Annotated in this window: 26 protein-coding genes, 2 tRNA genes and 1 pseudogene; 14 read left to right on the forward strand and 15 right to left on the reverse strand. The window is 67.1% G+C overall.

Going from position 1 to position 26,842, the window contains the following annotated elements:
• Window positions 1-111 precede the first annotated feature (111 nt).
• From GGR03_RS11985 to GGR03_RS12020, 8 genes are all read left to right on the forward strand, one after another.
• Window positions 112-1,476, forward strand: coding sequence for a histidine kinase (locus GGR03_RS11985; RefSeq protein ID WP_183208325.1), 1,365 nt, complete (start codon window positions 112-114; stop codon window positions 1,474-1,476).
• Entirely contained in the window at window positions 1,473-2,111 is a 639-nt protein-coding gene (locus GGR03_RS11990; RefSeq protein WP_183208327.1) for a response regulator transcription factor, read from the forward strand. The genes GGR03_RS11985 and GGR03_RS11990 overlap by 4 nt, the downstream gene beginning before the upstream one ends.
• Before the next feature lie 379 nt (window positions 2,112-2,490).
• Window positions 2,491-3,465 carry a YVTN family beta-propeller repeat protein gene (locus GGR03_RS11995; RefSeq protein WP_183208329.1) on the forward strand — a complete coding sequence of 325 codons (975 nt, stop codon included), beginning with the start codon at window positions 2,491-2,493 and terminating at the stop codon, window positions 3,463-3,465.
• Window positions 3,466-3,538: 73 nt separating this feature from the next.
• The gene (locus GGR03_RS12000; RefSeq protein ID WP_183208331.1) at window positions 3,539-4,162 is read left to right on the forward strand and encodes a hypothetical protein; all 624 of its coding nucleotides are present in this window, start codon (window positions 3,539-3,541) and stop codon (window positions 4,160-4,162) included.
• 155 nt (window positions 4,163-4,317) lie between these two features.
• The gene (locus GGR03_RS12005; protein ID WP_183208333.1) at window positions 4,318-5,112 is read left to right on the forward strand and encodes an ABC transporter ATP-binding protein; all 795 of its coding nucleotides are present in this window, start codon (window positions 4,318-4,320) and stop codon (window positions 5,110-5,112) included.
• A complete protein-coding gene (locus GGR03_RS12010; protein WP_183208336.1) occupies window positions 5,109-5,963 on the forward strand; it encodes an ABC transporter permease in 855 nt (284 codons plus the stop codon). The genes GGR03_RS12005 and GGR03_RS12010 overlap by 4 nt, the downstream gene beginning before the upstream one ends.
• Window positions 5,964-6,023: 60 nt before the next feature.
• On the forward strand, window positions 6,024-6,872 hold the full coding sequence (locus GGR03_RS12015; RefSeq protein WP_183208338.1) for a hypothetical protein: 849 nt from the start codon (window positions 6,024-6,026) through the stop codon (window positions 6,870-6,872).
• 73 nt (window positions 6,873-6,945) lie between these two features.
• Window positions 6,946-7,200 (forward strand): DUF2171 domain-containing protein, encoded by a 255-nt coding sequence (locus tag GGR03_RS12020; RefSeq protein WP_183208340.1) that lies wholly within the window; start codon window positions 6,946-6,948, stop codon window positions 7,198-7,200.
• A 28-nt stretch (window positions 7,201-7,228) separates the two neighbouring features.
• Here the strand turns inward: GGR03_RS12020 and GGR03_RS12025 are convergent, their stop codons facing one another.
• From GGR03_RS12025 to GGR03_RS12040, 4 genes are all read right to left on the reverse strand, one after another.
• Complete coding sequence (locus tag GGR03_RS12025) at window positions 7,229-7,825, reverse strand: PQQ-dependent catabolism-associated CXXCW motif protein (protein ID WP_183208342.1); 597 nt, start codon at window positions 7,823-7,825, stop codon at window positions 7,229-7,231.
• The gene (locus tag GGR03_RS12030; protein WP_183208345.1) at window positions 7,822-8,745 is read right to left on the reverse strand and encodes a substrate-binding domain-containing protein; all 924 of its coding nucleotides are present in this window, start codon (window positions 8,743-8,745) and stop codon (window positions 7,822-7,824) included. The genes GGR03_RS12025 and GGR03_RS12030 overlap by 4 nt, the downstream gene beginning before the upstream one ends.
• A gap of 4 nt (window positions 8,746-8,749) precedes the next feature.
• Complete coding sequence (locus GGR03_RS24300; RefSeq protein WP_246367926.1) at window positions 8,750-9,565, reverse strand: c-type cytochrome; 816 nt, start codon at window positions 9,563-9,565, stop codon at window positions 8,750-8,752.
• A 185-nt stretch (window positions 9,566-9,750) separates the two neighbouring features.
• Complete coding sequence (locus tag GGR03_RS12040) at window positions 9,751-11,643, reverse strand: methanol/ethanol family PQQ-dependent dehydrogenase (RefSeq protein ID WP_183208347.1); 1,893 nt, start codon at window positions 11,641-11,643, stop codon at window positions 9,751-9,753.
• Between the two features lie 640 nt (window positions 11,644-12,283).
• Between GGR03_RS12040 and GGR03_RS12045 the strand changes: the two genes are divergently transcribed.
• Window positions 12,284-13,216 (forward strand): quinoprotein relay system zinc metallohydrolase 2, encoded by a 933-nt coding sequence (locus GGR03_RS12045; RefSeq protein ID WP_183208349.1) that lies wholly within the window; start codon window positions 12,284-12,286, stop codon window positions 13,214-13,216.
• A 161-nt stretch (window positions 13,217-13,377) separates the two neighbouring features.
• Complete coding sequence (locus GGR03_RS12050) at window positions 13,378-14,193, forward strand: quinoprotein dehydrogenase-associated SoxYZ-like carrier (RefSeq protein WP_183208351.1); 816 nt, start codon at window positions 13,378-13,380, stop codon at window positions 14,191-14,193.
• A 46-nt stretch (window positions 14,194-14,239) separates the two neighbouring features.
• Here the strand turns inward: GGR03_RS12050 and GGR03_RS12055 are convergent, their stop codons facing one another.
• From GGR03_RS12055 to GGR03_RS12065, 3 genes are all read right to left on the reverse strand, one after another.
• Window positions 14,240-14,542, reverse strand: coding sequence for a hypothetical protein (locus tag GGR03_RS12055; RefSeq protein WP_183209201.1), 303 nt, complete (start codon window positions 14,540-14,542; stop codon window positions 14,240-14,242).
• A 149-nt stretch (window positions 14,543-14,691) separates the two neighbouring features.
• Complete coding sequence (locus tag GGR03_RS12060) at window positions 14,692-15,666, reverse strand: YVTN family beta-propeller repeat protein (protein WP_183208353.1); 975 nt, start codon at window positions 15,664-15,666, stop codon at window positions 14,692-14,694.
• Complete coding sequence (locus tag GGR03_RS12065; protein ID WP_183209203.1) at window positions 15,663-16,157, reverse strand: SRPBCC family protein; 495 nt, start codon at window positions 16,155-16,157, stop codon at window positions 15,663-15,665. The genes GGR03_RS12060 and GGR03_RS12065 overlap by 4 nt, the downstream gene beginning before the upstream one ends.
• A 276-nt stretch (window positions 16,158-16,433) precedes the next feature.
• On the opposite strand from GGR03_RS12065, the gene ggt reads away from it, so the two are divergent.
• Window positions 16,434-18,200 carry a gamma-glutamyltransferase gene (gene ggt / locus GGR03_RS12070; protein ID WP_183208355.1) on the forward strand — a complete coding sequence of 589 codons (1,767 nt, stop codon included), beginning with the start codon at window positions 16,434-16,436 and terminating at the stop codon, window positions 18,198-18,200.
• Between the two features lie 82 nt (window positions 18,201-18,282).
• On the opposite strand, the gene GGR03_RS12075 is transcribed toward ggt, so the two are convergent.
• From GGR03_RS12075 to GGR03_RS12110, 8 genes are all read right to left on the reverse strand, one after another.
• Window positions 18,283-18,957: a type 1 glutamine amidotransferase domain-containing protein gene (locus tag GGR03_RS12075; RefSeq protein ID WP_183208357.1), complete on the reverse strand. Its 675-nt coding sequence runs from the start codon at window positions 18,955-18,957 to the stop codon at window positions 18,283-18,285.
• A gap of 186 nt (window positions 18,958-19,143) precedes the next feature.
• Window positions 19,144-20,694 carry a DHA2 family efflux MFS transporter permease subunit gene (locus GGR03_RS12080; protein ID WP_183208359.1) on the reverse strand — a complete coding sequence of 517 codons (1,551 nt, stop codon included), beginning with the start codon at window positions 20,692-20,694 and terminating at the stop codon, window positions 19,144-19,146.
• On the reverse strand, window positions 20,691-22,031 hold the full coding sequence (locus GGR03_RS12085) for an HlyD family secretion protein (protein ID WP_183208361.1): 1,341 nt from the start codon (window positions 22,029-22,031) through the stop codon (window positions 20,691-20,693). The genes GGR03_RS12080 and GGR03_RS12085 overlap by 4 nt, the downstream gene beginning before the upstream one ends.
• A complete protein-coding gene (locus GGR03_RS12090) occupies window positions 22,028-22,513 on the reverse strand; it encodes a MarR family winged helix-turn-helix transcriptional regulator (protein ID WP_183208363.1) in 486 nt (161 codons plus the stop codon). Before GGR03_RS12090 ends, GGR03_RS12085 begins: the two co-directional genes overlap by 4 nt.
• 94 nt (window positions 22,514-22,607) lie before the next feature.
• Window positions 22,608-23,912, reverse strand: a complete 1,305-nt coding sequence (pncB, locus tag GGR03_RS12095) for a nicotinate phosphoribosyltransferase (RefSeq protein ID WP_183208365.1) — start codon at window positions 23,910-23,912, stop codon at window positions 22,608-22,610.
• Between the two features lie 94 nt (window positions 23,913-24,006).
• Entirely contained in the window at window positions 24,007-24,207 is a 201-nt protein-coding gene (locus tag GGR03_RS12100) for a hypothetical protein (RefSeq protein ID WP_183208367.1), read from the reverse strand.
• A 117-nt stretch (window positions 24,208-24,324) separates the two neighbouring features.
• Window positions 24,325-24,504 (reverse strand): hypothetical protein, encoded by a 180-nt coding sequence (locus GGR03_RS12105; protein ID WP_183208369.1) that lies wholly within the window; start codon window positions 24,502-24,504, stop codon window positions 24,325-24,327.
• A 396-nt stretch (window positions 24,505-24,900) separates the two neighbouring features.
• Window positions 24,901-24,975 (reverse strand) — tRNA-Thr (locus tag GGR03_RS12110).
• 355 nt (window positions 24,976-25,330) lie between these two features.
• Between GGR03_RS12110 and GGR03_RS12115 the strand changes: the two genes are divergently transcribed.
• The 3 genes and pseudogenes from GGR03_RS12115 to GGR03_RS12120 all read left to right on the forward strand — a co-directional run bounded on the left by GGR03_RS12115 (window position 25,331) and on the right by GGR03_RS12120 (window position 26,766).
• A tRNA-Phe gene (locus tag GGR03_RS12115) sits at window positions 25,331-25,406 on the forward strand.
• 181 nt (window positions 25,407-25,587) lie between these two features.
• Window positions 25,588-25,698: pseudogene (locus GGR03_RS24900) on the forward strand (Arm DNA-binding domain-containing protein); the annotation flags it as partial.
• A 255-nt stretch (window positions 25,699-25,953) separates the two neighbouring features.
• A complete protein-coding gene (locus GGR03_RS12120; RefSeq protein ID WP_183208371.1) occupies window positions 25,954-26,766 on the forward strand; it encodes a GntR family transcriptional regulator in 813 nt (270 codons plus the stop codon).
• The last annotated feature ends 76 nt before the right edge of the window (window positions 26,767-26,842 follow it).

Here is a 26,842-nt window from a genome sequence, read left to right on the forward strand (position 1 = left end):
GGGGCTTGACGGGGCGGGTCGCACGGCGCTTTTCGGCGTGCGAGAATGGGCCGGGGCGTGCCGGGCCCCACCCCCGCAAACCGTCGCAACAGGATTGGCCGCCGCGCTCCCGTGTCCCTCAAAGCCCGCCTCGCCGCCACGCTGACCATCGCCTTCCTCGTCATCCTGACGATCGGCAGCGTGCTGACTTTCCGGCTGGCGACGGAGAACATCGCGGCCGAACTGACCGCTGCCCGTAGCGTCGCCTCCAACCGCGTCGCACAGCTGATCGCCGAGCTGCCCGCTTCCCGCGACGTTCCGGGCAAGCTGGCGAGCTTCGTGCGGGCCTTCAACGGCGATCGCCACGTGCAGATCATGCTGATCGACGCCACCGGCGCCGTCCGCAGTCTCTCTCAGCCGGCGCAGGACGGCGGCGCCCTGCCCGCCTGGTTCGTGCAGCTCCTCGCCCCCGATCCCTCGGTCACCGTCATGCCGCTTTCGGGGAGCGCCCTGCCGATGACGGGGGCGGTGGTGTCGATCGACCCGCGCAACGAGCTCGCCGACACGTGGACCGAACTGTCGGTCAGTTTCGCGATCCTGTGCCTGTTCGTGCTGATCGCCTTCGTCGCCGTCTGGGTGGTCGCCGATCGGGCGCTGCGCCCGCTGGACGTGATCCAGGCGGGGTTCGGGCGCATCGGCAAGGGCAATTACGGCACCGCCGTCGACGCCTTCGGTCCGCCGGAGATGCGCACCCTCGCCACCGGCTTCAACAGGATGTCGAACCAGCTCGACGAGGTCTCCGCCCGCAATCGCCGCCTCTCCGAGCAGTTGCTGCGGCTGCAGGACGAGGAGCGCGCCGATCTCGCCCGCGATCTGCACGACGAGGTCGGGCCGCTGCTCTTTGCCATCGATGTCGACGCCTCGGCGATCGCCCGGCTGGCCAGGGGCGACCCGGCGCAGGGACCGCTCGCCGAACGCGCCGAGGCGATCAAGCAGGCGGCGCATCGCGCCAGGCGCGAGGTCCGGCGGATCCTCGGCGATCTGCGGCCCGGCCTGCTTCCGGGCCTCGGTCTCAAGGTCGCGGTGGAGACCATGGTCGAGGAACTCGCGCGCCGGCACCCCGAGGTCACCTTCGTCGCCGACATCGCCGACGGCGACTGGGGCGGTCCGACGGAAACGCTGCTCCAGCGGGTCATCCGGGAGGCGGTCAACAACGCCCTCCGGCACGGCCACCCGACGCGGATCGCCATACGCGTCGCGCCGAAGGACGGACGTCTGTGCTTCGAGATCGTCGACGATGGCGGTGGCCTGCCAGCCGGCGGCCCGACGGGCGGATTCGGCCTGATCGGCATGCGCGAGCGGATCGAGGCGGCAGGCGGCGAACTCGCCGTGTCGCAGGTGGCGCTGCCGCCGGGTGTCCGGCTGGCCGGCACCCTGCCGCTTGCCGAGCGCACCGGCGCGGACGACGTGGCAGATGAAGGGGAAAGAGCGGCATGAAGATCCTGATCGTCGACGATCACACCGTGGTGCGCGACGGGGTGCGGCGGCTCGTCGAGGTACTGCCGGACACCGAGATCGCCGAGGCCGAAAGCCCCTCGGAGGCGCTGGCGGCGTTCCGGCGCTTCCGCCCGGACGTCGTCGTGCTCGACATCAACCTGAAGAACGGCAGCGGCCTCGACGCGCTGCGGCGGCTGCGGGCCGACGATCCCAAGGCCCGCGTCGTCGTCTTCTCGATGTATTCCGACATCGTCTATGCCGTGTCCGCCCAGCGCGACGGCGCGCTCGGCTACGTGTCGAAGAGCGCGCCGTCCGACGAACTGCTGGTGGCGATCGAGAAGGCCTTCGAGGGCCTCGCCTATGTCGACGCCGAGACCGCCGCGATGATGGCGGAGCACGAGTCCCACGGCGGCGGGGCGCGCGACCTGTCGCGGCGCGAGCTGCAGATCCTGCACATGCTCGGCGAAGGCAAGAGCCTCGCCGACATCGCCGAGGGTCTCGGCGTCGCCTACAAGACGATCGCCAACACCTCCACCCGCATGAAGGAAAAGCTCGGCGTCGAGCGCACCTCCGACCTCGTCCGCTTCGCGCTCGAGACCAAGGGCGGGCGGATGCTCGGCCGGGAAAACCCGTAACCCCTGTCGGGAAGGGAAGACGGGAACTTATCCCGTTGTCCCTGCTGAATTATCCGGGCTAGCTTCGCACAACGGTCGTTTCCCGGCCTCCTGCCCCTCCCAAAGGCAGCGGGGTCGGGGGCGGCCGGGTCGCTTCGCCGGATCCTGAGGATCGCGGCGGGCCCGACGGTGGTGGGCACCGGACGTCGGGCGGGAGGGCGGCAGAGCCGGTCGGCCGTGGCTGGCATTCGATGGCTCGCAACGTGCCTTCACTCTTCGAAGCGTTGCGGGCATATCGGATCGGGCGGTGGCGGCCCCGTTCGACGCATTGTCTGGCTTGTCGGCATCCTGCCGGGAGGTTTTCAGGAGACGGGATATCGGATCCCGCCGGGAGGATGATTTGAGACGACTGACGACGGCGGCACTGGCCGCGACGCTTGCTTTGTCCGCGAGCCCCGCTTTCGCCTACAAGATCTTCGTATCGAACGAGAAGGGCAACGACATCACCGTGCTCGACTCGGAGAATTTCGAAGTCGTCGAGACTTTCGCTGTCGGGCAGCGGCCCCGCGGCATCGCGGTCAGCCCCGATGGCAAGTACCTCTATATCTGTGCCAGCGACAACGACACGATCCAGGTCTACGACACCGAGACCTACGCGTTCATCCGCACCCTGCCCTCCGGTCCCGATCCCGAGCTCCTGGTCCTCTCCCCGGACGGCACGCGCCTCTACGCCGCCAATGAGGACGACAATCTGGTCACGGCCATCGATCTCGAAACCGGCAAGCGGCTCGCCGAGATCCCGGTCGGCGTCGAGCCCGAGGGCATGGGCATCTCGCCCGATGGCCAGACCATCGTGAACACGTCGGAAACGACGAACATGGCCCACTTCATCGACCGCGACAGCCACCAGATCACCGCCAATGTCCTGGTCGATTCCCGGCCGCGCTTTGCTCAGTACAAGGCGGACGGTTCGGAAGTCTGGGTCAGCGCCGAGATCGGCGGCACGGTCAGCGTCATCGACGCCGAGACCAAGGAGATCAAGCACAAGGTCACCTTCGAGATCCAGGGCATCCGGCCTGAGGCGATCCAGCCGGTCGGCGTGCGCATCACCGATGACGGCACCAAGGCCTACGTGGCGCTCGGACCTGCCAATCGCGTCGCCGTCGTCGATGCCAACACCTACGAGGTGCTCGACTATCTGCTGGTCGGGCAACGCGTCTGGCAGCTCGCCTTCTCCCCCGACCAGAAGCATTTGTTCACCACCAACGGCATCTCCAACGACATCTCGATCGTCGACGTGGAGTCCGGCGAGGTGATCAAGTCGGTGCAGGTCGGCCAGGAGCCCTGGGGCGTCGCGGTCACGCCGGACAGCTGAGATCTGCCGGCAGCCCCGGCAGGCGGGGCTGCCCATCTCGACAATTTACCCACTGGAAGGGAGGACTCTACCCATGAAACCACTTTGGCTCTCGCTGATGGCAGCGACGCTGGCCTTCGCGCCGATCACCGTCGCCGCGGCGCAGGACGCAGCGGGCAGTACCCCGGCAGCCGCCGCCGATGAAGACGATGATGACGATGATGATGATGATGACGACGATGCCGGCAGCGACCGCGCCGCGATGGTGCCGACCGCGGATCAGCTGAACATCCCGCAGGGCTCGGAACTGATGCCGGCCAGCGCTCTCAACGGCGACCAGATCGGCCTGCCGCCGGCGACGCTCTCCTCGCAGATCGTCACGCCGCTGGTTCTCGGCCAGGGCGGCGAGCCGTTCGCGGTCAGCCACAACGACATCTACCTGCGCTCCAACCAGGCCTATCGCTGGGACATCTCCTCCGAAGGCGACGTCGAGTACAAGTTCAACGCGCCGGGCTTCTTCCGCAACGTCTGGATGAACCAGATCGTCATCGAGGATCTCGAGATCCACATGGCCGGCGCGCCGGCATGGCTCGAATACGACGCGCACGGCACGATCAGCGTGTCGTTCCAGACGATCCGGCCGGGCCGCTACGAGTGGTACGTGGAGGGCCTGGAAGGCGACCAGGACATGAAGGGGACGATCACCGTCGTCCCGTAAGCCGTGCCTGGCGGCCGGTAGCTGAAGACAATCCGCGTCCGGCCCGCATTACCTCACGGTATGCGGGCCTTCGCTTTCCGGCGGCAGGCGCATCCTGTCTTCGCGTCGCGAGGCAGGCTAGTGTGCGCCGAACCGAACAACCGCAACGGACAGTGATGGCCCGTATCGCCCCCGATCCAAGCACAGCTGCCGCGCCGCCCGCGCTCGAGGTCGTCGGCGTCAGCCATTCCTACGGTACCCGCAAGGCGCTAGACGACGTTTCCTTCACGGTGCCGCAGGGCTCGTTCACGGCGCTGCTCGGTCCGAACGGTGCCGGCAAGTCGACCCTGTTCTCGTTGGTCACCCGCCTGTTCAACGTCCGCGATGGCGCGATCCGCATCCTCGGCCAGGATCTCGCGGAGCGTCCCGGCGAGGCGCTGCGCCGGCTCGGCGTGGTCTTCCAGGCGCGCACGCTCGATCTCGAGCTGTCGATCCGCCAGAACCTGAAATACCATGCTGCCTTGCATGGCATCTCCGGCGCTGCCGCCGACCGGCGTATCGCCGAGATCCTGGCCGGCTCCGAGCTGCTGGAGCGGCTCGGCGACAAGGCCCGGAACCTCTCCGGCGGCCAGCTCCGGCGGGTCGAGATCGTGCGCGCCTTCATGCACCGGCCGCGGCTGATCCTGCTCGACGAGCCGACCGTCGGCCTCGACATCCGCTCGCGTGCCGAGATCGTCGCCGAGGTCCGGCGGCTGGTGATGGACGAGAATGTCAGCGTCCTCTGGGCAACGCATCTGATCGACGAGATCGACGAGACCGACCGCGTCGTGGTGCTGCATCACGGCAAGGTGCTGGCCGAGGGGCTGGTCCCGGACGTGGTGGAGTCCGAGAGCGCCGGCTCGATCCGCGACGCCTTCTCCCGCCTCACGGGTCTTGCCAGCCGCCAGCCCGATCTGGAGATGGTCTCTTGAGCAGCCTCGCCTCCCCTCGTCCCGACGACGGCGCGTCGCGCGGCTTCCCGCTTTCGGCCTACGCGATCTGCTGCCGCGGCATCGTCTGGCGCGAGGCGCTGCGCTTCCTGCACCAGCGCGGCCGCTTCGTCTCGGCGCTGGTGCGCCCGCTGCTCTGGCTGTTCATCTTCGCCGCGGGCTTCCGCCAGGTGCTCGGCGTCTCGATTGTGCCGCCTTACGTCACCTACATCCTCTACGAGGTCTACATCACCCCCGGCCTCGTCGGCATGATCCTGCTGTTCAACGGCATGCAGTCCTCGCTCTCGATGGTCTACGACCGCGAGACCGGGACGATGAAGACGCTGCTGGTCTCGCCGCTGCCGCGATGGTTCCTGCTGGTCTCCAAGCTCGCCGCCGGCGTCGCCGTCGGCATCCTCCAGGTTTACGTCTTCTTCGTCATCGCCTGGTTCTGGGACGTCAAGCCGCCCTGGCAGGGCTATCTCTACGTCCTGCCGGCGCTGATCCTCTCCGGCCTGATGCTGGGCGCACTCGGCATGCTGCTTTCCTCGCTGGTTCAGCAGCTGGAGAATTTCGCCGGCATCATGAACTTCGTGATCTTCCCGATGTATTTCGCCTCGTCGGCCCTCTACCCGCTCTGGCGGGTGCAGGAATCGAGCCCGCTGCTCTATACGATCTGCCTGTTCAATCCGTTCACCCACGCGGTGGAACTGGTGCGCTTCGCGCTCTATCGTCAGTTCAATCTGGAGGCTTTCGCGATCGTCCTCGGCTGCACGATCGCGTTCCTCGGCGCCGCGATCCTCGCCTACGATCCGTCGCGCGGGCTGATCAGCCGCAAGCGGCAGGCCGGCTGAAGACTGCAGCGGATGAAGGCCGGAACGGTTCGTCCGAGGAAACACAAGGGAGGAGAGCCCATGTCCGCTCGATCCAAGCGCACTGCCCTCTGGGCCACCGGCCTCGTCGCGGCAGGCCTCGTCATCATGCCGGCCAGCGCCCAGGATGGCGCGCAGCCGCGCGACGTTCCGGAAGGCTTCGTCGTCCCAGGCCCCGCGCCCACCAACGCGCCGGATAGCCCGGCCCTGGCGCCGGGCGCGCAGCCGCAGGAAATACCGGAGGGCTTCGTCGTTCCGGGGCCGCCCCCCACCAATGCGCCCGAGGCGGGCGCCGCCGATCAAGCCCCGCCCGCTGCCGCCAACCCGATGAGCTTCGCCATCGCCCCGCACGAGGGCACCACCGACTGGCCCTGCGTCCAGCGGCGGGTGGAGACGCTCACCCCCGCCCAGCTCTGGGCAGGCCCGGATCTTGCGCTGGCCGATGGGGTGCAGCGGACGCCGGAGATGCGCCGCCTGGTGGGGACCGTGATCGCCCGCCGGCTTCCGCTCGCCGAAGCCGAAGCGACGGTCGCCGATTTCGTCGCGTCGCTGCCCGAGGCCAATCGGGAAGCTACCGCGACGGCGTTGTTCGAGGATCTGCTGGCGGCGCTCAATGCCGAGCGCAGCCAGGTCATGGAGGGGATCGAGCGCTACGGCGCCAAGCAGAAGGAACTGGCGACGCGGCTGCGGGAGGAGAACGCCTCCTTCTTTGCCATGCAGCGTGAGGAAGGCGCCGATGCCGCGGCCGTCGAGGAGGCGCGCCAGGCGCTCGTCTGGGACACGCGCATCTTCAACGAGCGGCGATCGTCCCTTACCTACGTCTGCGAGGTCCCGACCATGATCGAGCAGCGCGCCTTCGCGCTCGGGCGGGCGATCAGCCGCGCGCTCTGAGCTGCTCAGTCATGCATCCCTTCGCCGCCTGGGGAGTTGTCAGGGCGACGCAACTGCCCTCAAGGAGAAGACGATGAGCCACGAGATCAAGCCGCATATGGAAGTCATCGGCGCCGACGGCACGCATGTCGGCACCGTCGACCGCGTCGAGAACGATCGGATCAAGCTGACCAAGGCCGATGCCGGCGAAGGCTCGCATCGCGGCCATCACCATTTCATCCCGATGGCACTGGTTGCCGAGGTCGAGGGCGACAAGGTGCGGCTGTCGGCCAATGCCGACGTGGCGGTCAGCTTCGAGGAAGAGGGCGACGCGTCGCCGGCCAGCTGACGCGGCCCGCCCCCGCCGCCGGTGGGGGTCACTCGTCCGGCCGGGGCTCCGGCTCCGCCGCGACGAGCGGCAGCCCGGCTTCGGCCCAACCCTCGGTTCCGTCCGGGTACCAGTGGATGGCGCTATAGCCGGCGGCGATCGCCCGCCTGGCGGCGTTCCAGCTCATCCAGCAGTCCCGCTGGCAGTAGATCACCACCGGCGCCGCCTTGTCGCCGCCGGTGGCCTTGGCGAGCCCTTGCATGAAATAGGCCTCCATCACCGGCGCCAGCGCGCCGTAGCCGGTGTCCACCAGCCACAGCGAGCCGGGAATGTTCGTCCGCTCCTTCGGATGCCAGATCGTGCCTTCGGGAAGGTTCTGCGGGCGGGGTGGCCTCGGCAGCACGTCGACGAAGGCAATGCCGCGGTCATGCAGCGCCTTTGCGGCCGGCGTGTCGACGACGGTCCCGCCCGACAGGCTGGAAGGCACCGGGGCGCGGTAGGCGTCCATGCGATACCCGTCGGGCTCCGCAACCGCACTCGGGAAATCCGCGGCCAAAGCCGCTCCGCCTTGCCCCGGAAGGGCAAGACACGCGGCCGCCAAGCCCACCGCGACCAGGCGCAGGGGCGCCGGCCGCAGCCGTTTCATTGCGCGTCGCCGGCAGCCGGCGCCGTGTCGCCGTCGGGACCGGGCGCTTCCTGCGCAGCCTGACCCGTTTTCGACAGGATCGGGCGATCCTCTTCGTCGAGCAGCGGCACGCCGTAGGACAGGAGAATTTCGTTGATCTCGTCCTGGTGCTGCGCGATCGCGCGGTTCAGCGTCCGCTTCCACTCCTGGTCCGCCGGACGCACACCCATGGTGATGCGGAAGGCCATGGCGGCCCCGCCCGCTTCCTTGTGCAGCGGCACGACGGTGTAGTCGCGCTCGGCCTGCTTGGCGTAGTAGCCGGCCATCGGACCCCAGAGTACCGCCGCGTCGATCTCGCCGGAGGCCAGATCGTCGATCATCGCCTTGGCGGAATTGTCGACGCGGGTGTCGATCATCAGCTGGTACGCCTTGGCGCGGCCCATCAGCCCGGCTCGCGCCAGATAGCTGCCCGGCGGCGTGCCGGCGATGATGCCGACGCGCTTGTCCTTCAGCTTCGGGTCCGAGAGCGATTCGACGCCATCGAGTTCGCCGCCGCTGGGATAGACCAGCGCATAGGCCGTCCGGTAATAGGCGTTGGTGTTCTGGACGAGCTCGTCACCCTGCGGATAGCTGATGATGAGGTCGCAGACATTGGCGCCGAGCGTCATGCGCACGAAGCCGGTGGCCTGCGGGAAATAGGCGTAGGATACCGACTTCCGCCCGAGCTTTTCCGCCAAAAACCGTGCGACCGCCTGCTCGAACCCCTCTTCCGCCTGGTTCGAGAACGGCATGTTGTTGGGGTCGGCGCAGACCCGCAACACGTCCGGATCGACGAGTTCGATCTCGCCGCCGAACTCCCGATCCTGTGCTTGTGCCGCATGCGGCGCCGCGAGCAGAACCATGCTCGCGACACCGGCGACGACTGAGATGAGTCGTTTCATAACATCAGAATCCCAAGCAGTCGTACTCCGCCTTCTGGCCTTCCTCGTTCTTCTCCGGACGCGGCGGCTCGCCGCGGCCAATCACGCCATCGGTGCGCCCGCGCAGGTAGATATAGATCGCGTCGAGCGAGCACATGACGTTGGGATCCTCGCCCCAGGCCGGCATCACCGAATTCTGCGGATGCCACTTGTTCTGCTGGCCACTGACGACAATCCCGACAAAATCGAAATAGCTCAGGTTCTGCAGCGACTCCGTCAGGTTCGGGGCGAAGGAAGAGCCCATGCCGTCCGGGCCGTGGCACTGCAGGCAATTCGCGCCGTATTTCTTGGAGCCGCGCCAGGCGTACCAGTCGACCTTGCCGTCCTCGCCGATATTGTAGGTCGGGTTGCCGGCCGGGTCGACCCACTTGCCCATGTCGCCTTCGGTCGGCGCGTTGCCTTCCGTGGCGGTGTCCTTCGACGGATGGGCGTCGGGCTGCATGCCCTCCGCGCTTGCCATCTGTGCGTCGGCAGATGGCGCCGGGGCCGGTGCTTCGGCTGCCGCAGGCGCTTCCCCACCGGCCGGTGCTTCGGCGGCGGCTGGTGCTTCGGCGGCGGCTGGCGCTTCTGCCGCAGCAGGCGCCTCGCCGGCAGCAGGCGCCTCGCCGGCAGCCGGCGCCGTGCTGGTCGCGGCTGCGCCGCCACCGGCGGGCGCCGTCGTGCCCGCCGCCGGTGCTTCCTGCCCCGCCGGAACGACCGTCGTGCCGGTGCCCTGGGCGCCGGCCAGACTGGTCGTCGAGAGGAACACGGCACTGGCAAGGGCGATCAGTCTATACGTCATGCAAACCTCACGAATTGACAAACGGGCCGCTGGAGCGGTCCGAGCTTCGGTCGATACGCCCCGCAGGATCGCGTACCACCCTTCTCCCAAAGGGGAGGGCCCGGCGTCGAGGTGGTGCCTGACGACGAGCCCTCAAGTCATGAAAAGGCCCCGCTCCTGATGGAGCGAGGCCCTGTTTCGCAAGCTTAGTTATTGGTCGCCGGAGCGGCTGCATCAGCCGGAGCTGCCGGGGCCGCCGAAGCGGTCTGGTCCGGCACGGTGAAGACCGTCAGCTGGCCGCCGAGCGCGGTGTACTTCGACAGGGCCGCATAGCCGCCGACCGCGCCGAGACCGGCGTTGGGATCGGTGAGGCCGGCCGCGAGGCCGATGCCGGCCCAGCCGCCGATGCCGGACAGGATGCCGACATACTGCTGGCCTTCATGCTCGTAGGTCATCACGTTGCCGATGATGCCCGACGGGGTCTTGAACTTGTAGAGCTCGTCGCCCGTCTCCGCGTCGACCGCCTTCAGGAAGCCTTCCAGCGTGCCGTAGAACACGACGCCGCCGGCGGTTGCCAGGGCACCCGACCATACCGAGAACTGCTCGGGCAGCGACCACTTGATCTCGCCCGTGCCGGCGTCCCAGGCAATGAAGTTGCCCATGCCGCCGTGGCTGTCCGGAGCCGGGTACATCGACAGGGTCGCGCCCACATAGGGCTGGCCTGCCGTGTAGGCGACGCGGAACGGCTCATAGTCCATGCAGACGTGGTTGGTCGGGACGTAGAACAGCTTGGTCTCCGGCGAGTACGCCGCAGGCTGCTGGTCCTTGGTGCCGAGCGCCGCCGGGCAGATGCCGGTGGAGTTCACGTCTTCGCCGTTCTGCTCGGTCGAGTATTCGGCGACCACCTGCGGCCGGCCGTACTGATCCGAGTTCGGGTCCATCACGACTTCGGTCGCCCAGTTGACGGCCGGATCGTACTTCTTGGCGACCAGCAGCTCGCCGGTCTCACGATCCATCGTGTAGGCGAAGCCGTTGCGGTCGAAGTGGACCAGCGCCTTGCGCTCGGTGCCGCCGACGTCGATGTCCGCGAGGATCATCTCGTTGACGCCGTCGAAGTCCCACTCGTCGTGCGGGGTCATCTGGTAGACCCACTTGGCCATGCCGGTGTCGGCGTCGCGGGCCATGATGGTCATCGACCATTTGTTGTCGCCCGGGCGCTGCGCCGGGTTCCAGGTCGAGGGGTTGCCGGTGCCGTAATAGATCAGGTTGAGTTCCGGATCGAAGGCGAACCAGCCCCAGGTCGTGCCGCCGCCGATCTGCCACTGGTCGCCTTCCCAGCTCTTCAGCGAGGAGTCGGCGCCGACCGGCTTGCCGAGCGACATGGTCTGCTCCGGGTCGAACAGCATCTCGTCGTCCGGGCCGGTCGAGTAGGCACGCCATGCCTGGCTGCCGTCCGACAGGTTGTAGGCGGTCAGCGAACCGCGAACGCCGAACTCGCCGCCGGAGATGCCGATATACACCTTGTCCTTGACGATCATCGGCGCCGCCGTGCCGGTCTCGCCCTTCGACGGGTCGCCGTTCTGGACGGACCAGACCTGCTCGCCGGTCTCGGCATCGAGCGCCACGACGGTCGTGTCGGCCTGGTGGAGGATGACCAGGGCACGCCCGTCCGCACCTTCAGCCGGCGCATAGGCCACGCCGCGGTTGACGGTGTCGCAGCACATCACCGGGATGACGCTCGGGTCCTGCTTCGGCTCGTAGCGCCACTTGATCGAGCCTTCGTCGTTCAGGTCGAGCGCGTAGACGATGTTGGGGAACGGGGTGTGGACGTACATCGTGTCGCCGATCACCAGCGGGTTGCCCTCGTGACCGCGCAGCACGCCGGTCGAGAAGGTCCACGCCGGGACCATGTCGCCGACATTGTCCTTGTTGATGGCATCCAGCGTCGAGTAGCGCTGGTTGGCGTAGTTGCCGGTGGGCATGACCCACTGCTTGGCATCGCCCTGCAGATCCATGAGTGCCTCGTTCGCCGAGGCAGCGGCCCCGAACGAGACGAGCAGGCTCGAGGCGAGCGCGGCTTTCGTAATGGCTTTCAACATCAACTGTCCTCCCAAAGACATATTCCGATGGCGTCCAAAGGCAGGATTGCCGATGACGACATGTAGCGAACTGGGGGAAGGTTTCCGGCAGCGTGTCACGACCGCCAATAGGGGTCTTGGTGGGCACCGTTGATCGAACGCCCTACCGTGGCCTTCGAGATTCGGAGTGCTCCCAACACCCCGACCTTGAAGCCGGAAACCATGGAGGATGCTAGTTCGGGAAATATTCCTGCGCAAGCGCAAAAACGGAAACTTGTAGGTGCACTGCAGCATTCTTATCGTGCAATGCAAAAATAACCATTCCGGCGTCATGATTTGGGTGGGCTCATGATGATGACGCACAGCGAAATTCTCACTGCCCCCGAAAAATCCCAGCATGCGCCTTGCATTTGGTAGCAGGCTGAAGCTTTACCCATTGTAAGATTCCATTTTATTGGGTCCGGTCAGATAATGTTGCTGGGATCTATTCTCCGGCGACTTTCTCGCCCGGCCGGTTCTGCGGGCGCATCCCATCGGCCTCCTCGATCATCACGAATGGCGTCGATGCCGGAAAGAACAGGCCGGCCGCGGACAGCTTGACGCAGGAGCGCGGCGCGCCGTCCCGCTTGCCTCCCGGTATCGAAGCGGATCACATGGCCCCATGCTGCCGATCCTCCGTTGCATCGCCGCCGCCTGTCTCTCGGGCCTGCTTGCCGCCACCGCCGCGCCGGCCGCCGAGCCGCTGCCGATGACGGAAGTCGCCTCCGGCGTCTTCGTCCATGCCGGAGCGGTCGCGGAAACCACGCCCGGCAACCGCGGCGACATCGCCAATATCGGTTTCGTCGTCGGCGACGCGGCAGTGGCCATGATCGACAGTGGCGGCAGCGTGGCGGTCGCGGAAGCCGCGCTGGCCGCCATCAGGCGCGTCACCGATCTGCCGGTGCTCTTTCTCGTCAACACGCACATGCATCCCGACCACGTCTTCGGGAATCAGGTCTTCGCCGGCATCGGCGCGACTATCATCGGGCATCGCCGGCTGCCGGCGGCGCTTTCGGCTCGGGCGGAGTTCTACCGCCAGTCGATGCGCGAGCAGCTGGGGCCTGCGCTGGCGGACCCGGTCGCGATCACCCTGCCGGACGAGACGGTCGAGGGCGAGCGGCGCATCGATCTCGGCGGTCGGACCCTGCTGCTGACGGCCTGGGGCACCGCCCACACCGACAACGACCTGACGGTTCTCGACGAGGCGACCGGGACGCTCTTTGCCGGCGACCTCGTCTTCATGGAGCACGTGCCGGTGCTCGATGGCTCGATCAAGGGCTGGCTCGCCCAGACCCCGGAACTTGCCTCGATCGACGCGCAGCGCGTGGTGCCGGGCCACGGCCCGCCCAGCGCGCCGTGGCCGCAGGCTCTGGAGGCCCAGACAGTCTACCTGGAGACGCTCGCCGCAGATCTGCGGGCCGCCATCGCCGACGGCGTCCCAATGGCCGAAGCGGTCGAGAAGGCCGCCGCGAGCCAGGCCGGGAAATGGCAGCTCTTCGAGGCCTACAACCCGCGCAACGCCACCGCGGCCTTCGCCGAGCTGGAGTGGGAATAGCGGTCGGTTCCGCGTGCGCACCACTCTGCCGCAGGCAACTGCCGTGCCGCTTGCCGGATGCGCGCTGCAGGCTCACATTAGCGGGCAGGATGACCGGCGACGGGCACGCGCCGCGGAACAGGGAGGTTCTGATGCCGAACGCAAACCGGAAATGCCTGGGAATGGCACGGGCGGCCAGCCTGTCGCTCGCATGTCTCGCCACCGTTCTTGCCGCGCCGGCCACAAAAGCCGAGACGCCGCTGTCGCCCGAGGCCGCCGCGGCGGCGAGCCCCTCGACGTGGTCCGGCCTCAGGGGTGATCTGTTCGGCGCGCGCGAGTTGATCGAGGGCAGCGAGGCGATTCGCCTCGACGCGCCGGCCCGCGCCACAGATCCGGCGATCGTGCCGATCACCCTCACCCTCGATCCCGGCCACGACATCCGCAAGGTGACGCTGGTGATCGACGAGAACCCGGCGCCCGTCGCGGCGACCTTCGACATTGCCGAAAATGCCGGGGTGACGCAGCTGTCGACCCGCGTTCGGGTCAATGAATACACCGACATCCATGCCGTGGCGGAGGCCGCCGACGGCACGCTCTACGTCACCAGCCAGTTCGTGAAGGCGGCCGGCGGCTGCGCCGCCCCGGCGGCGAAGGATCCCGAGGTCGCCGCCCGCGAGATGGGCCAGATGAAGCTGCGCTTCTTCGAGGCTTCGGCGGATTCGACCGAGCGCGAGGCGCAGCTGATGATCCGCCACCCGAACAATTCCGGCCTCCAGAAGGATCAGGTGACGCTTCTCTACATCCCGGCGCACTTCATCAGCGAGCTTGAGATCACCCGGAGCGGCGAGCCGCTGTTCTCGATGACCGGCGGCATTTCGATATCCGAGGATCCGAGCTTCCGCTTCACCTATGCCGGCGATGCGGCGGACTTCCATGCCCGCGCCGTCGACACCGATGGCAACGTTTTCGAAAAGAGCTTCGAGCCCGGCCAGTCCTGAGCCTGGCGCTCAGCGGCCTCGAGCAAGCGCCGGTCTGGCCGCTGCTTCAGTCGAAGCAGCGGATCTCGGCTTCCGCCTGGGCGCGGCGCAGCGCGTCGATGGCCGCCTTCTGCTGCACGCCGCCCCTGAACAGCGCCCCCTTCTCGCCGCTGACCTGCTGCATCGACAGGAAGGTCGAGGCCTCGACATAGCGATCGAAGGGCAGCAGCGAGGCCACCACGTCGAAGGAGCAGGAACATTGCTCCAGCGCCGTGCGCGTGTTGCCGTTGCTCGACATGCAGCCGAACACGTAGTCCGCCGTCACGTCGGTCGGATAGTCGGCGGTCGCCGGCGAAGGCGTGCTGCCCATGCCGGGCACCCGGGAGGCGCCGGCCGGGCCGACGACGGTGCTCGGCGGCACCACCATCTGTGCGGCGGCGGATGCAACGCCCAGCAGCGTCGCAAGTGCCGCGATCGCGGCGTGCCGGAATGGGTTGGGCATCATTCAATCCTCCCTTTCTATTCCGTCGCCGGATCGGCGCCGATGAACGCGCCGAAGGCGCGCGGGCCGTCGCCGACCGTGACATGCCCGACGATCTCCAGCGTCTCGGCGTCGATCTTGGCGAGCGTGTTGTCGAACCAGTTGGCAACATAGACGAAACGCCCGTCGCTGCCGACATCGATCCCTTCGGGATATTCGCCGGTTTCCAGCGTCGTCAAGCGCTCCCGCGTCGCCGCGTCGAAGACGGTGACGGTACTGCCATACTGGTCGGTGACGAAAACCTTGCCGCGCGTCTCGGCGGCGGCATAGGGATGCGAGCCGACATCGACGGCACCGAGAACCGCGTGGCTGGCGGCATCGACGATGGTGACGCTGTCGCCGCCGACATTGGTCGCATAGACCCGCGTCCCGTCCGGCGAAAACGCTACGCCGAAGGGGCGTGCGCCGACCGCCACGCGAGCGAGCGCTTCGCCCGTCGCGCTGTCGATGAACGAAATCTGGTCCGAGTCGCGGTCGGCCGTGACGATCACGGCGCCGTCGTCCGAAACCGCCACGCCGGAGGGCGATTCGCCGGTCTCGAAGGAGCCTGTCACCGTGCCGGCTTCCGGATCGACGACCAGCAGGGAATGGGAGAACCAGTCGGCGACATAGACGGGCGCGCCGGAGGGATGCACCGCGATGCCGAGCGGCCCGCCGCCGGTATCGATCTCGCCGATCACGGTGCCCGACGCCGTGTCGACGACGCTGATTGCCTTGGCCTCGGGGCGCGAGACGTAGCCACGCGTGCCGTCGGCCGAGATGGCAATGCCGGCCGGCTTGCCGGATATGGGAATCGTCGAGCGCACGGTCATCGTGTCCAGATCGACGATCGCCAGCTCCTCGGCTTCCTGGCTGGTGACGTAGGCGAGGTCGCCGGCCGCGGCCGTGCCGGTCGCCAGGATGGCGGCCAGCACCAGGCCGGCACGGGCCGCGATGCCGCGCAGCGGGCTCACGAGCCGGATTCGACCACCGTCTTGAGGTTGTCGAGGCCCTCTCGCAGGAAGGCCGAAACCCCGGTCACGGCCGCCTCGTCGTTGAGCTCCGCCGGCGGGTCGTTGTTCGGGTAGCCGCGATAGAAGGCCGCGCGCCAGGTGACCTCGGACCGCGCCCCGCCGTCGAGCGGCTTCACCGTCATCGTCGAGGAATAGTTGGTTGCCGGCAGCACGTCGACATTCACGTGGCCGATGAAGGTCGAGAGCGTCATCTTCGCCGGATCGATCTTCGAGAGCTCTTCCTCCATCGTCCCGCCGGTCGAGTAGCCGAGCGTGCGGATGGCCCCGACCTCCGCGCCCTTGGGCGAATCGGTCATCGCCACGCGCGGATGCCAGGACATGTCGCCGAAGGCGCCGATGACGGCCCATACCTGCTCCGGCGACGCGTCGATCTCGACGGTCTCGCTGGCCTTCTGGCGCGTCGGACCATGCGCGAGGGCAAGCCCCGGCATGACGAACAAGGCGATGATGAAAGAGATGATGCGTATGGCCACGATCGAGCCTCCCTGCTGATCACTGTCGGGGCGGCTCCCGATGGCACGGCCCGATTCGGTGCGGACCCTATTGCCAAGCGCGGTCGGCGAAAAGAGGAATTGATCCTGCCGCAGGCGGTTTCGCGAATCCTTGATGCCGCAGGGCATACCTTCCCTTGAGGCACTCTGACCCGGCTTTCGGTCCTTTCCCGACTGACATAGGTTGACGGCAAAACTGCTTGAGGAGATGCCGTGATGGCCCGCCGGAAACTCGCCGCATGGCTATTGATTCTTGGCCTCGGCCTGGCCCCCGCAGCCTTTGCGCAGGAGCAGCCGAGCGATGCCTTCGAGCCGGAGGCCGCGACGCCTTCCGTCGAAGCCGGACTCGTGCGGGCCGAGCGGCAGATGGTGGCGGCGGCGCATCCGCTGGCCGCGGAGGCAGGGTTGGCGATCCTGCGCCAGGGCGGCAACGCCATCGACGCGATGGTGACGACGCAGCTGGTGCTCGGCCTCGTCGAGCCGCAGTCTTCCGGCCTCGGCGGCGGCGCCTTCCTGGTCTATTTCGATGCCGAGGCGGATCGGCTCACCACGTTCGACGGCCGCGAGACGGCACCGGCCGGCGCCACGCCGACGCTCTTCCTCGACGATTCCGGCGAGCCGCTCGCCTTCATGGATGCCGTGGTCGGCGGGCGCTCGGTCGGAACGCCCGGCACGGTGAGGCTGCTCTTCGACACCCACCAGCGCTATGGCGCCCTTCCCTGGCGCGACGTCGTGCAGCCGGCGCTCGAGCTTGCGGAGAAGGGCTTCGCGGTCTCGCCCCGCCTCAACGCGCTGATTGTCGAGGACGCGGCCAACCTTTCCCGCCATACCGCCACGCGCGACTACTTCCTCGGCCCCGACGGCGCTGCCCTGCCGGTCGGCCACCTTCTGGTCAACACGGCCTATGCCGGGACATTGCGGGCGATCGCCGACAACGGCCCTGCCGGATTTTACGAAGGTCCTGTCGCCGAGGGGATCGTCGAGACGGTGCAGAACGCCGAGGGCAATCCCGGCAAGCTCGCCCTCTCGGACCTCGCCACCTACGCCATCGCCGAACGCGAACCGGTCTGCGTCGACTATCGGGACATGGATGTCTGCGGCATGGGCCCGCCCTCCTCCGGCGCGCTGACCGTCGGCCAGATCCTCGGCATGATCGAACCGCACGACATCGCGGCGCTCGGGCCCGAGAGCCTCGACGCCTGGCGGCTGATCGGCGACGCCTCGCGGCTCGCCTTCGCCGACCGCAGCCGCTACATGGCCGACATCGACTTCGTGCCGATGCCGCTGAAGGGCCTACTTGACCCGGCCTATCTCGCCGACCGCGCCAGGCTGCTCGAGGGCGACACGGCGCTCGCCGAAGCCGAGATCGTGCCCGGCTCGCCGCCCTGGGACCACGCGATGCTGCTCGGCGACGACACCGCCCTCGAGCTTCCCTCGACCAGCCATTTCTCGATCGTCGACGCGGCCGGCAACGTCGTCTCGATGACCACCACGATCGAGAGCGGCTTCGGCTCGCGGCTGATGACCGGCGGCTTCCTGCTCAACAACGAGCTGACCGACTTCTCCTTCGAGACCCGCGACGACGACGGCCGGCTGATCGCCAATGCCGTCGCGCCCGGCAAGCGGCCACGTTCATCGATGGCGCCGACCATCGTCATGCAGAGCGGTGAACCGATCATCGCCATCGGCTCGCCCGGCGGCAGCCGCATCATCGGCTACGTCGCACAGGCCCTCGTCGCATTGATCGACTGGCGGATGGACGCGCAGGAAGCCGTCACCATGCCGCATCTGGTCAACCGCTTCGGCCCGTTCGACGTCGAGGCGGGAACGTCCGCGACGGCGCTCTCTGGCCCGCTCCGCGCGCTCGGCTACGAGGTCAACGAGACGGCGCTCGATTCCGGCCTTCATGCCATCGTCATCGGCCCGGACGGGCTGGAAGCCGGCGCCGATCCGCGCCGCGAAGGCGTCGCGCTCGGCGATTGAGACGAAAAAGCCCGCCGGGAGTTCCCGACGGGCTGGCTTGAACAGCGGACCGGGTGCGTCATTGTCGCGCCCGGCTATGCCCTCAAAGGAAGGTCAGCAGCTTGTGCGCGGCTTCCTCGGACGAGGCCGGATTCTGGCCGGTCACCAGCTTGCCGTCGGTGACGACGAAGGACGCCCAGTCGGCGCCCTTCTGGTACTTGCCGCCATTGGCGACCAGCATGTCCTCGACCAGGAACGGCACGATCTCGGTCAGGCCGACGGCTTCTTCCTCGGTGTTGGTGAAGCCGGTGACGGTCCGGCCCGCGACCAGCGATTTTCCGTCCGCCGACTTGGTGTGCCGGAATACCGCCGGTGCGTGGCAGACGGCGCCGACCGGCCGGTCGCTCGCTGCAAAGCTCTCGATCAGCCTGCGGCTGTCCGCATCCTCGGCCAGGTCCCAGAGCGGTCCGTGGCCACCGGGATAGAAGATCGCGTCGAAGCCGTCAGCGCCGACGGTGGACAGGACCTTGGTGTTCGCCAGATCCTGCTGCGCCGCCGGATCGGCCTTGAAGCGCTTGGTCGCCTCCGTCTGGGCGTCCTCGGCGTCGCTCTTGGGATCGAGCGGCGGCTGGCCGCCCTTTGGCGAGGCGAGCGTGATGTCGGCGCCGGCATCCTTGAAGACGTAATAGGGCGCGGCGAATTCCTCGAGCCAGAAGCCGGTCTTGTTGCCGGTGTCGCCGAGCTGGTCGTGCGACGTCAGGACCATCAGGATCTTCATGGTGGGTATCCTTCGAATTGTCGTTATGAATTGGGGCGATGGCGCAGCCCTTACCGGACGTGCCATCCTCGCAAGGCCAATGACGGCAGAGGACCCATGTTCCGGACCGGCGATCATTTCCTCGCGACGGACCGTCAATGGTCAGCCCGTTGCTCCGGCGCCCCGCCGGCAGCTGTGCGGGGAGTCCTACTCCATCGCCGGGGCATGCCCGCCGGCATCGGCATTTCTGCCGGGCGGCTTCATGAAGGCCAGCAGCGGGACGGCGCAGAGCGTGATGATCATCATCAGCTTGAAGTCGTCGACATAGGCGATCATCGCCGCCTGCGCCTGGACCTGCTGGTTGAGGATCCCCAGCGTCGTCATCTGGTCCATCCCCATCGTCGCGACCGCATTGGTGAAGTTCGGGTTGAACGGATTCAGCCCGGCGACGAGGTCGGCGCGGCTGATGACGATGTTGTGGGCGAGCTCCACCGACACGATCGAGATGCCCACCGACGAGCCGATATTGCGGAGCAGACTGAACAGCGATGCCGCGTCCGGCCGGAACTTCGGCGCCAGCGTCGCGAAGGCCAGCGTCGACAGCGGCACGAACACCAGGCCCAATCCGAGCCCCTGCACGACGCCGGAGACGACGATCGGCGTCGAATCCATCAGGATCGAGAAGCCGCTCATCTGGTAGAGCGACAGCGCCGTCAGCATCAGCCCGGTGAAGATCAGGAGGCGCGTATCGACCTTGCCGATCAGCCGGCCGACGACGATCATCGAGATCATCGTGCCGACGCCGCGCGGCGCCAGCACGAGTCCCGTCGTCACCACCGGATAGCCGAGGATGTTCTGCAGCATCGGCGGCAGCAGCGCGAGGCCGGCGAGCAGGATCATGCCGACGACGAAGATCATCACCAGCGCCATGACGAGGTTGCGGTCGGTGAAGATCTTCGGGTCGATGAAGGCGCCTTCCCTCCCCGTTATGTGCAGCACGAAGGCCCACAGGCCCGTCACGGCGAAGCCGAGCTCGATCCAGCATTCGGGCGAGGCGAACCAGTCGACCTGCTCGCCGCGGTCGAGGAAGAGCTGCAGCGCCCCGATGAACAGCGACAGCATGGCGAAGCCGAAGAAGTCGAAGCCCCTCTGCCGCTTCGGCGTCCTGGGCAGGAAAAGGATCATTCCCGCCAGCGCCAGGAGGCCGATCGGCAGATTGACGAAGAACACCCAGCGCCAGTTGAACGTCTCGGTCAGCCAGCCGCCCAGCGTCGGGCCGACAATCGGGCCGACCATGATGCCGGCGCCCCAGATCGCCATGGCCGAGCCGTGCTGTTCCTTCGTGTTGATGTTCAAGAGCACGGTCTGCGACAGCGGCACGAGCGCCGCGCCGCACAGGCCCTGCAGCAGCCGGAAGAAGATCATCTCGTCGAGGCTGGTGGCAAAGCCGCAGGCCATCGACGCGACGACGAAGCCGGCGGCCGAGGCGATGAACAGCTCCCGCAGGCCCACCCGGTCGGAGAGCCAGCCGGTCACCGGCGTCATGATCGCGGCGGCGACGATGTAGGAGGTCAGCACCCAGGTGATCTGGTCCTGCGCCGCCCCCAGCGAGCCCTGCATGTTCGGCAGCGCGACGTTGGCGATCGTGGTGTCGAGCACCTGCATGATCGTCGCCAGCATGATCGACACGGTGATCAGGCCCTTGTGGGCGACGACGCCATCCGGGCCGGCGGCGGCCGGCGCGGCCGCGGCGCTCATCGTGCCGGGGTCGTCGCCGTACCGGCGGTGGCCCCTTCCTGCGAGTCTGGTCCGGAGGCGATCACGTCCGTTGCCTCGGCGCCGGACTTGGCCGCGACCGCGCGACCGGCCGGCAGATAAGTGTCGAGCCCCAGCGCCGCGACGACGGGCGCGAGGAACGCCGGCACGCCTCGCGCATGGCCGGTGTCGACCGTGACGCTGGCGCTCATGCCGGCACGCAGGGACGGCATGTCGTCGGTCTCCGCGATGCGGATGCGCACGGGAATGCGCTGCACCACCTTCACCCAGTTGCCGGTAGCGTTCTGCGCCGGCAAGAGCGCGAATTCCGAGCCGGTGCCGGCCCCGATCGAGCCGACCGTGGCGTGCAGCAAATGGTCAGGATAGGTGTCGAGCTCGACATCCACCGGTTGGCCGACCCGCATGTCGGTCAGCTCGGTTTCCTTGTAATTGGCTTCGATCCAGCTGTCGTGGGTTTCCATCAGGCTCATCACGGCCGAAGCCGGGGTGACATACTGGCCCTCCAGCAGCCGGTCGGTCTGGCTGATCACGCCGGCCGCCGGCGCGGTCACCTCGGTATGGGATAGGTCGAGCTGGGCAGCGTGGAGCTGCGCGAAGGCCTCGAGCACCAGCGGATGCTTGTCCGTGGCGATGTCGGGATCGCCCGCCAGTGCCGCCCTTGCCGCAAGGACCTGGCTCTCGGCCGAGGAGAGCGCGCCCCGCGCCTGGCGCAGGGCAAGGTCGGCATCGTCGAGCGTGGACTGGCTGACGATGCCCTTCTGCACCAGCGTCTGCTGGCGCCGGTCTTGAGTCTCGGCGTTGGTCAGCGCATCGCGTGCGGTCCCGGCTTCCGACACCGCCTGGGCATAGGCCGCCTTCAGCTTCTCGACATTGAGCCGGGCCGATTCCAGATTGGCCTGGTCCTGCTCCACGGCGTTGCGATAGACGCTGTCATCGATGGTGAAGAGCAGCGCCCCGGCTTCGACCTTCTGGTTTTCTGCGACCGCGACGCGGGCGATCTGGCCGCTCACCTGCGGCATCACCGTGACGCGGTCCTGCTGGACATAGGCGTCCTCGGTATTGATGTAGCGCCCGCCCGTGACCCAGTAATAGGCCCCGCCCAGCGCCAGAGCGAGCGGCAGGGCGACGATCAGCAGCGTTCGGATCGGGCGACGCTTCTTCTTCGCCGCTTCCGGCGGGGGCGCGGCCTCTGCCGCAGGTGTCGCAGCTTCCGGCGGACCCGCATCTGCAGCCGGAGAGGGCTGCGATGCCGGCGTGACGTCGGGATCGACGACCGGCTCGGCTTCGTTCAGTCGGTTCTTGTCCGGTTGCACGTTCATGGGGTCACCTCTGACGGTTCGCGGACCGCGCCGCGAACGCTTTCGCCGGCCTCGATCGTCGATAGATTGGCGATCAGGGTCTCCAGCGCGGATATGAGATTGCGGCGCTCCGCCGCCGACATCCCCTTCTGCGCGTCCTCGAAGACGGCAGCGGCTCGCGCGCGCATCGGCTCGATCAGCGCCCGGCATCGATCGGTCGTGAACAGCTGGCGTGCCCGCCGGTCGTTCGGATCCTGCCGACGCTCCACCAGCCCGGCCGCCACCATGCGGTCGACATGCCGGGAGACGGTCATCGGCTCGAGTTCGAGGAGCGCCGCCAGCGCCGCCTGCCCGATGCCCTCGTTCTTGGCGAGGCGGGCGACGAGCTGCAGCTGCGCCGAGGTCATCGAGAGGTCGCGGCTCTCCTGTTCGAAGCGCCGGCGGATGAGGCGGGCGGCATCGATGAGCAGGAAGCCGAGGCTCGGGGGGTGCTGCTGGCTCATGCAGCCGATTTAGTAATCCTGCTTATGGTCAGCAAGACTTATCTTATCCGCTCACGCAGATTTTTTCGACGCCGAGGCCAGTCGCCGGGCCGTTTCAGACCGCGAGCGCCCGCTCCGCATAGGCCGCCTCGCCGAACACCCGGCGGTAGCGCGCCACAGCCTGCGGGTCGCCGCTCGCCTTGGCCGGATTGTCCGAGAGCTTGACGGCGGGCCGGCCGTTGACCTCGGTGACCTTGCAGACCAGCGAGATCGGGTCGAGCCCGCTGGTCGGCACCGGCGAGACGCCGCGGAAATCGTTGGTGAGATTGGTGCCCCAGCCGAAGCTCATCCGCACCCGCCCCTCGAAATGCCGGTAGGTCCGCTCGATCGTGTCGGCGTCCATGCCGTCCGAGAACACCAGCAGCTTGTCGCGCGGGTCCTCGCCCATGCGCTTCCACCAGGCGATGATCTCCTCCCCGCCCTCGATCGGCGGCGCCGAATCCGGCCGGAAGCCGGTCCAGGAGGACAGCCATCGCGGCGCCTGCTTCAGGAAGGCCGCCGTGCCGTAGGTGTCCGGCAGAACGATCAGCAGATTGCCGCCGTAATAGCTCTGCCACTGCCGGAACACCTGGTACGGCGCCTGGCGCAGCTCCTCGTCGCTGTCGGCCAGCGCCGAAAGCACCATCGGCAGCTCGTGGGCGTTGGTGCCGATCGCCTCGAGATCGGTTTCCATTGCCAGGAGCACGTTGGACGAGCCGATCAGCCGGTCGCCGAGCCCTTCCTTCAGCGCCTCGACGCACCAGCGCTGCCACAGGAAGGAATGCCGCCGCCGCGTGCCGAAATCCGAGATGCGCAGCTCCGGCAGGGCCTGCAGGCGCTCGACCTTCTCCCACATCTTGGCCTTGGCGCGGGCATAGAGCACGTCGAGCTCGAAGCGCTTGAAATCCTTCATCGCGGCGCGCGAGCGCAATTCGTTGATGATCGCCAGCGCCGGGATCTCCCACATCATCGTGTGGGTCCAGGGGCCGTGAAAATCCAGCTCGAACTGCCCGTCGACCCGCCGCAACTCGTATTCCGGCAGGCGGAAATGCTGCAGCCATTCGAGGAAGTCCGGCCGGAAGATCTGCCGCGTGCCGTAGAAGCTGTTGCCCGCCAGCCAGATCATCTCGCGCTTGGTGAAGGAGAGCGAGCGCGCGTGGTCGAGATGGTCGCGCAGTTCCTGCTCGTCGATGATCTCGGCGAGCTTCACCTGCCGCGTCCGGTTGTGCAGCGAGAACGTCGCCTGCACGTCCGGATGCAGCCCGTGCACCATCTGCAGCATCAGGAGCTTGTAGAAATCCGTGTCGAGCAGGCTGCGCACGATCGTGTCGAGCTTGAACGTATGGTTCCAGACCCGTGTGGCGATGTCGGTCGCGACCATGCGGGGCTCCTCTTGTGCGGGCGGGAGGGCGCGGCCGGCTGCATGCGAACCGATCCCTGCGGCTTCTCCGGGCAGGGCCTCGGCGGCGGGCGGGTCAGCCCTCGACGTTGTCGAGGCGCTTGACCACGCGCTTCAGGCTGTTCATCGACTGGCTGACATTGGAGCAATCGTGCACCGCATCGGCGAGCGCCGCCGGATCGACCGGCTGGCCCGGCTCGAGTTCGTGCAGGAATTCGCAGATATGGGTAACGCGTTCGCCGATCGAGTCGATCGCGGCGTCGAGATTCTTGGTCATGGCGCGCCCCCGGAGCCGGCTGATTACCGCGGCAACTCCGTTACACCAGAAGCAGGCGCGAATAAAGCGCCGTTCACGCGTCCGATCGCCCGCCTGACCGAGCCGACGGCGCTTTGCCTAGCGGGCGCGCGAGCGCTCCTGCTGCATGCGCCGCTCGGCCATCTCCAGCCGCTCCAGCTTTTCGCTGAGCTGCGCCGGCAGATCGTGGACGGGCTGGAACACGTGGAGCCGCTCGAGATGGCGCGCAACTTCCGACCGCCGTCCCGGATGGGAGACAATGTTGGCAAGTTCGGACATCGATAGCACCTCGCTGGACACGCATTGTTCGGTACACAATGCGCGTACGGAGGTAATAATCCGTAAAGCTCGAAAAGGTTCCCTTGTTTCAGCCACAATTGCGTGCGGTGCACACGGTTATTTGAACCTTACCTTGGACCTTGTCGACGTCGCCTTCAGTCTCAAGACGTTAGTTGCCGACGGTTGGGCCGCGGCTTCCTTGATCTTGGCTTTCAGCGACGACGGCGATTGCCGGAACTCTGCCGGCCATTTGGCCTCACCTTCGCGGACATTCGAGGAATGCCAGGCGGCGGACGCAATTCCGGCACGGCCTGACAGGCATGAACGACGTTGAGCGGCGTGGGATCAGGATATGTCGGCAGGCTCACCGCCATCGCGCAGCGACATGGCCGGAAATGGTGCTGTGAGAGAGGATTGAACTCTCGACCTCTCCCTTACCAAGGGAGTGCTCTACCACTGAGCTACCACAGCCTCTGGCCTTCCAGGGGAGCGGCCCCGGTCGCGACCGAGGCAAGCGGGGCCTGGAAAGCCCTTGGTTCGACCGCCCTGGCCCCGGAGTGCTCCCCCGCTGAGGGAGGCTCGACCGATGGGCTACGGCAGCGATGCGCGCTCTTTCCTTGATTTTCCGGCGAAGGTCAACAGGGCCCGGCCGCAACCCGGCGCTTTGTCGGCAGATCGGCGGGGCTCCAGGAAACCGATCGGGAGGACCGTCGTCTTTTTCTGCCTTCCACCATTCGGACGCTGGACAGGGTCGGGCAGCTTTTCTATAAGGCCCCAGCCCTCGCCGGGCCGGCATCGATGCGAAGCCGCTCCCGGCGGCCGCGGCGCCCAGGTAGCTCAGTTGGTAGAGCATGCGACTGAAAATCGCAGTGTCGGCGGTTCGACTCCGTCCCTGGGCACCATTTAACTGTACAGCAGCAACCAGCTAGGCCCTGACGGATAGCCAAAAGCTGCAATGCAAGAGCTTGGCGTCCAGCATTGTCCAGAGACAACGCGTGACATCCGAAAGAGTTGGGAGCTTCCCCGGCGGCGTCGATATCGTCTCGGTAGACCACGTGAAGCCCAACGCCCCTCTCGGACGTCGAGATTCGCAGCAGCTCGGCGCGCGACAAGTCCTGCAAGATTTTCGACGGTGGTGGCCTGCATTTGCTCGTCACCCCGAAGGAGGCGCGGCTGTGGCGCTTCAATTATTGATTCGCCGGGCGTTGGCACGGGCGTGACAGACAGCGGTTCTAACGGTCTGCTGAACCGTGAGAGGCTTGGGCGCAGGAAATGCCTCTACGAGTCCCGACCCTTTTGCCGCAGACCCACTTCGAGCGCTTGACGAGGATGGTCGTGTGGGGAGCCGCCTGCCCCCTGATGCTTCGACCGTGACACAAGTGAACGACAGTATTGCTGCAAAGGAAGGAGTCCTATATCCTATAGAAAATTTGGAGAATGTTGGCCTTCATGTCACGCAATCCTGGCGAGCCGTTTCCCTTTGCGCGCCTGATGGAGGTGAACGAACAACGACCGTCGTACCCCAGGTCTCTGGTCGAGATGGCGTACGAGCAATTGCTGTCGATGCTCGTCACGATGAAGATCCCGCCAGGCGCGCATATCGGCATCGAGGCACTGGCAAGACAGCTGAAGATTTCTCAGACGCCGATCCGCGAGGCGCTGACGCTGCTCGAGGCGCAGAAACTCGCCTACAAGATTCCCAATGTCGGTTTCCGGGCCGCAAACCTGCTGACGCCTGAGGACATCGACGCCCTGTTCGAAATCCGCCTGATGATCGAACCGGCCATGGCTGCGCTGGCCGCGGAGCGAGCCAGCGAGGAAACGCTGCAGGCGCTCGTCTCGCTGTCGCACGCAATGGCGGAGGCGGCGGACGGGAACGACGTCGCCTACGCCCAGTTCGCGGAAGGCGATGCCCGGCTGCATCACCTCGTTGCCACCGCCAGCGGCAACCGGTTCATCGCTGAGGCGATCGAGGGACTGCACGTCCACCTCCATATCTTCCGCTTTCTCGTCAACACCAACGCGACCCGCAAGGCTCTTTCGGAACATCAGGTGCTGATCGATGCGCTGTTGGCGCGCGACGCGGCAGCGGCGGAAGCTGCCATGCGTGCGCACCTTCATGCCTCGCGCCAGCGCATGGACAGCGTCATGACGGCCGATCACGAGCCGGAGCTGCCGGTCGACGACACCGCCACGGCGAAGCCCAGCACGCGGCGCGGCCGGCCCCGCAGAAAGGCCGCGGCGACCGACCCCGCCGATTGACAGCCAATCAACCTAGGTATATCATATATGATATATTATGAAGGCCTGCAGAAGCCGTCCCGGCGGCTCTGACTGC

It is taken from the genome of Aurantimonas endophytica, assembly GCF_014196845.1.
In the GTDB taxonomy this organism is placed as follows: domain Bacteria; phylum Pseudomonadota; class Alphaproteobacteria; order Rhizobiales; family Rhizobiaceae; genus Aurantimonas; species Aurantimonas endophytica.

Bases quoted from the DNA above. Each gene is read 5' to 3' on its own strand.
- GGR03_RS12050 (WP_183208351.1), top strand. From the start codon at position 13,378: ATGGCACGGGCGGCCAGCCTGTCGCTCGCATGTCTCGCCACCGTTCTT.
- GGR03_RS24300 (WP_246367926.1), bottom strand. From the start codon at position 9,565: ATGACGTATAGACTGATCGCCCTTGCCAGTGCCGTGTTCCTCTCGACG.
- GGR03_RS12015 (WP_183208338.1), top strand. From the start codon at position 6,024: ATGTCCGCTCGATCCAAGCGCACTGCCCTCTGGGCCACCGGCCTCGTC.
- GGR03_RS12040 (WP_183208347.1), bottom strand. From the start codon at position 11,643: ATGTTGAAAGCCATTACGAAAGCCGCGCTCGCCTCGAGCCTGCTCGTC.
- pncB (WP_183208365.1), bottom strand. From the start codon at position 23,912: ATGGTCGCGACCGACATCGCCACACGGGTCTGGAACCATACGTTCAAG.
- GGR03_RS12090 (WP_183208363.1), bottom strand. From the start codon at position 22,513: ATGAGCCAGCAGCACCCCCCGAGCCTCGGCTTCCTGCTCATCGATGCC.
- GGR03_RS12085 (WP_183208361.1), bottom strand. From the start codon at position 22,031: ATGAACGTGCAACCGGACAAGAACCGACTGAACGAAGCCGAGCCGGTC.
- GGR03_RS12045 (WP_183208349.1), top strand. From the start codon at position 12,284: ATGCTGCCGATCCTCCGTTGCATCGCCGCCGCCTGTCTCTCGGGCCTG.
- GGR03_RS12000 (WP_183208331.1), top strand. From the start codon at position 3,539: ATGAAACCACTTTGGCTCTCGCTGATGGCAGCGACGCTGGCCTTCGCG.
- GGR03_RS12075 (WP_183208357.1), bottom strand. From the start codon at position 18,957: ATGAAGATCCTGATGGTCCTGACGTCGCACGACCAGCTCGGCGACACC.
- ggt (WP_183208355.1), top strand. From the start codon at position 16,434: ATGGCCCGCCGGAAACTCGCCGCATGGCTATTGATTCTTGGCCTCGGC.
- GGR03_RS12105 (WP_183208369.1), bottom strand. From the start codon at position 24,504: ATGTCCGAACTTGCCAACATTGTCTCCCATCCGGGACGGCGGTCGGAA.
- GGR03_RS12025 (WP_183208342.1), bottom strand. From the start codon at position 7,825: ATGAAACGGCTGCGGCCGGCGCCCCTGCGCCTGGTCGCGGTGGGCTTG.
- GGR03_RS12020 (WP_183208340.1), top strand. From the start codon at position 6,946: ATGAGCCACGAGATCAAGCCGCATATGGAAGTCATCGGCGCCGACGGC.
- GGR03_RS12065 (WP_183209203.1), bottom strand. From the start codon at position 16,157: ATGCCGGGGCTTGCCCTCGCGCATGGTCCGACGCGCCAGAAGGCCAGC.
- GGR03_RS11990 (WP_183208327.1), top strand. From the start codon at position 1,473: ATGAAGATCCTGATCGTCGACGATCACACCGTGGTGCGCGACGGGGTG.
- GGR03_RS12080 (WP_183208359.1), bottom strand. From the start codon at position 20,694: ATGAGCGCCGCGGCCGCGCCGGCCGCCGCCGGCCCGGATGGCGTCGTC.
- GGR03_RS12005 (WP_183208333.1), top strand. From the start codon at position 4,318: ATGGCCCGTATCGCCCCCGATCCAAGCACAGCTGCCGCGCCGCCCGCG.
- GGR03_RS12055 (WP_183209201.1), bottom strand. From the start codon at position 14,542: ATGGGCAGCACGCCTTCGCCGGCGACCGCCGACTATCCGACCGACGTG.
- GGR03_RS12100 (WP_183208367.1), bottom strand. From the start codon at position 24,207: ATGACCAAGAATCTCGACGCCGCGATCGACTCGATCGGCGAACGCGTT.
- GGR03_RS12120 (WP_183208371.1), top strand. From the start codon at position 25,954: ATGTCACGCAATCCTGGCGAGCCGTTTCCCTTTGCGCGCCTGATGGAG.
- GGR03_RS12030 (WP_183208345.1), bottom strand. From the start codon at position 8,745: ATGAAACGACTCATCTCAGTCGTCGCCGGTGTCGCGAGCATGGTTCTG.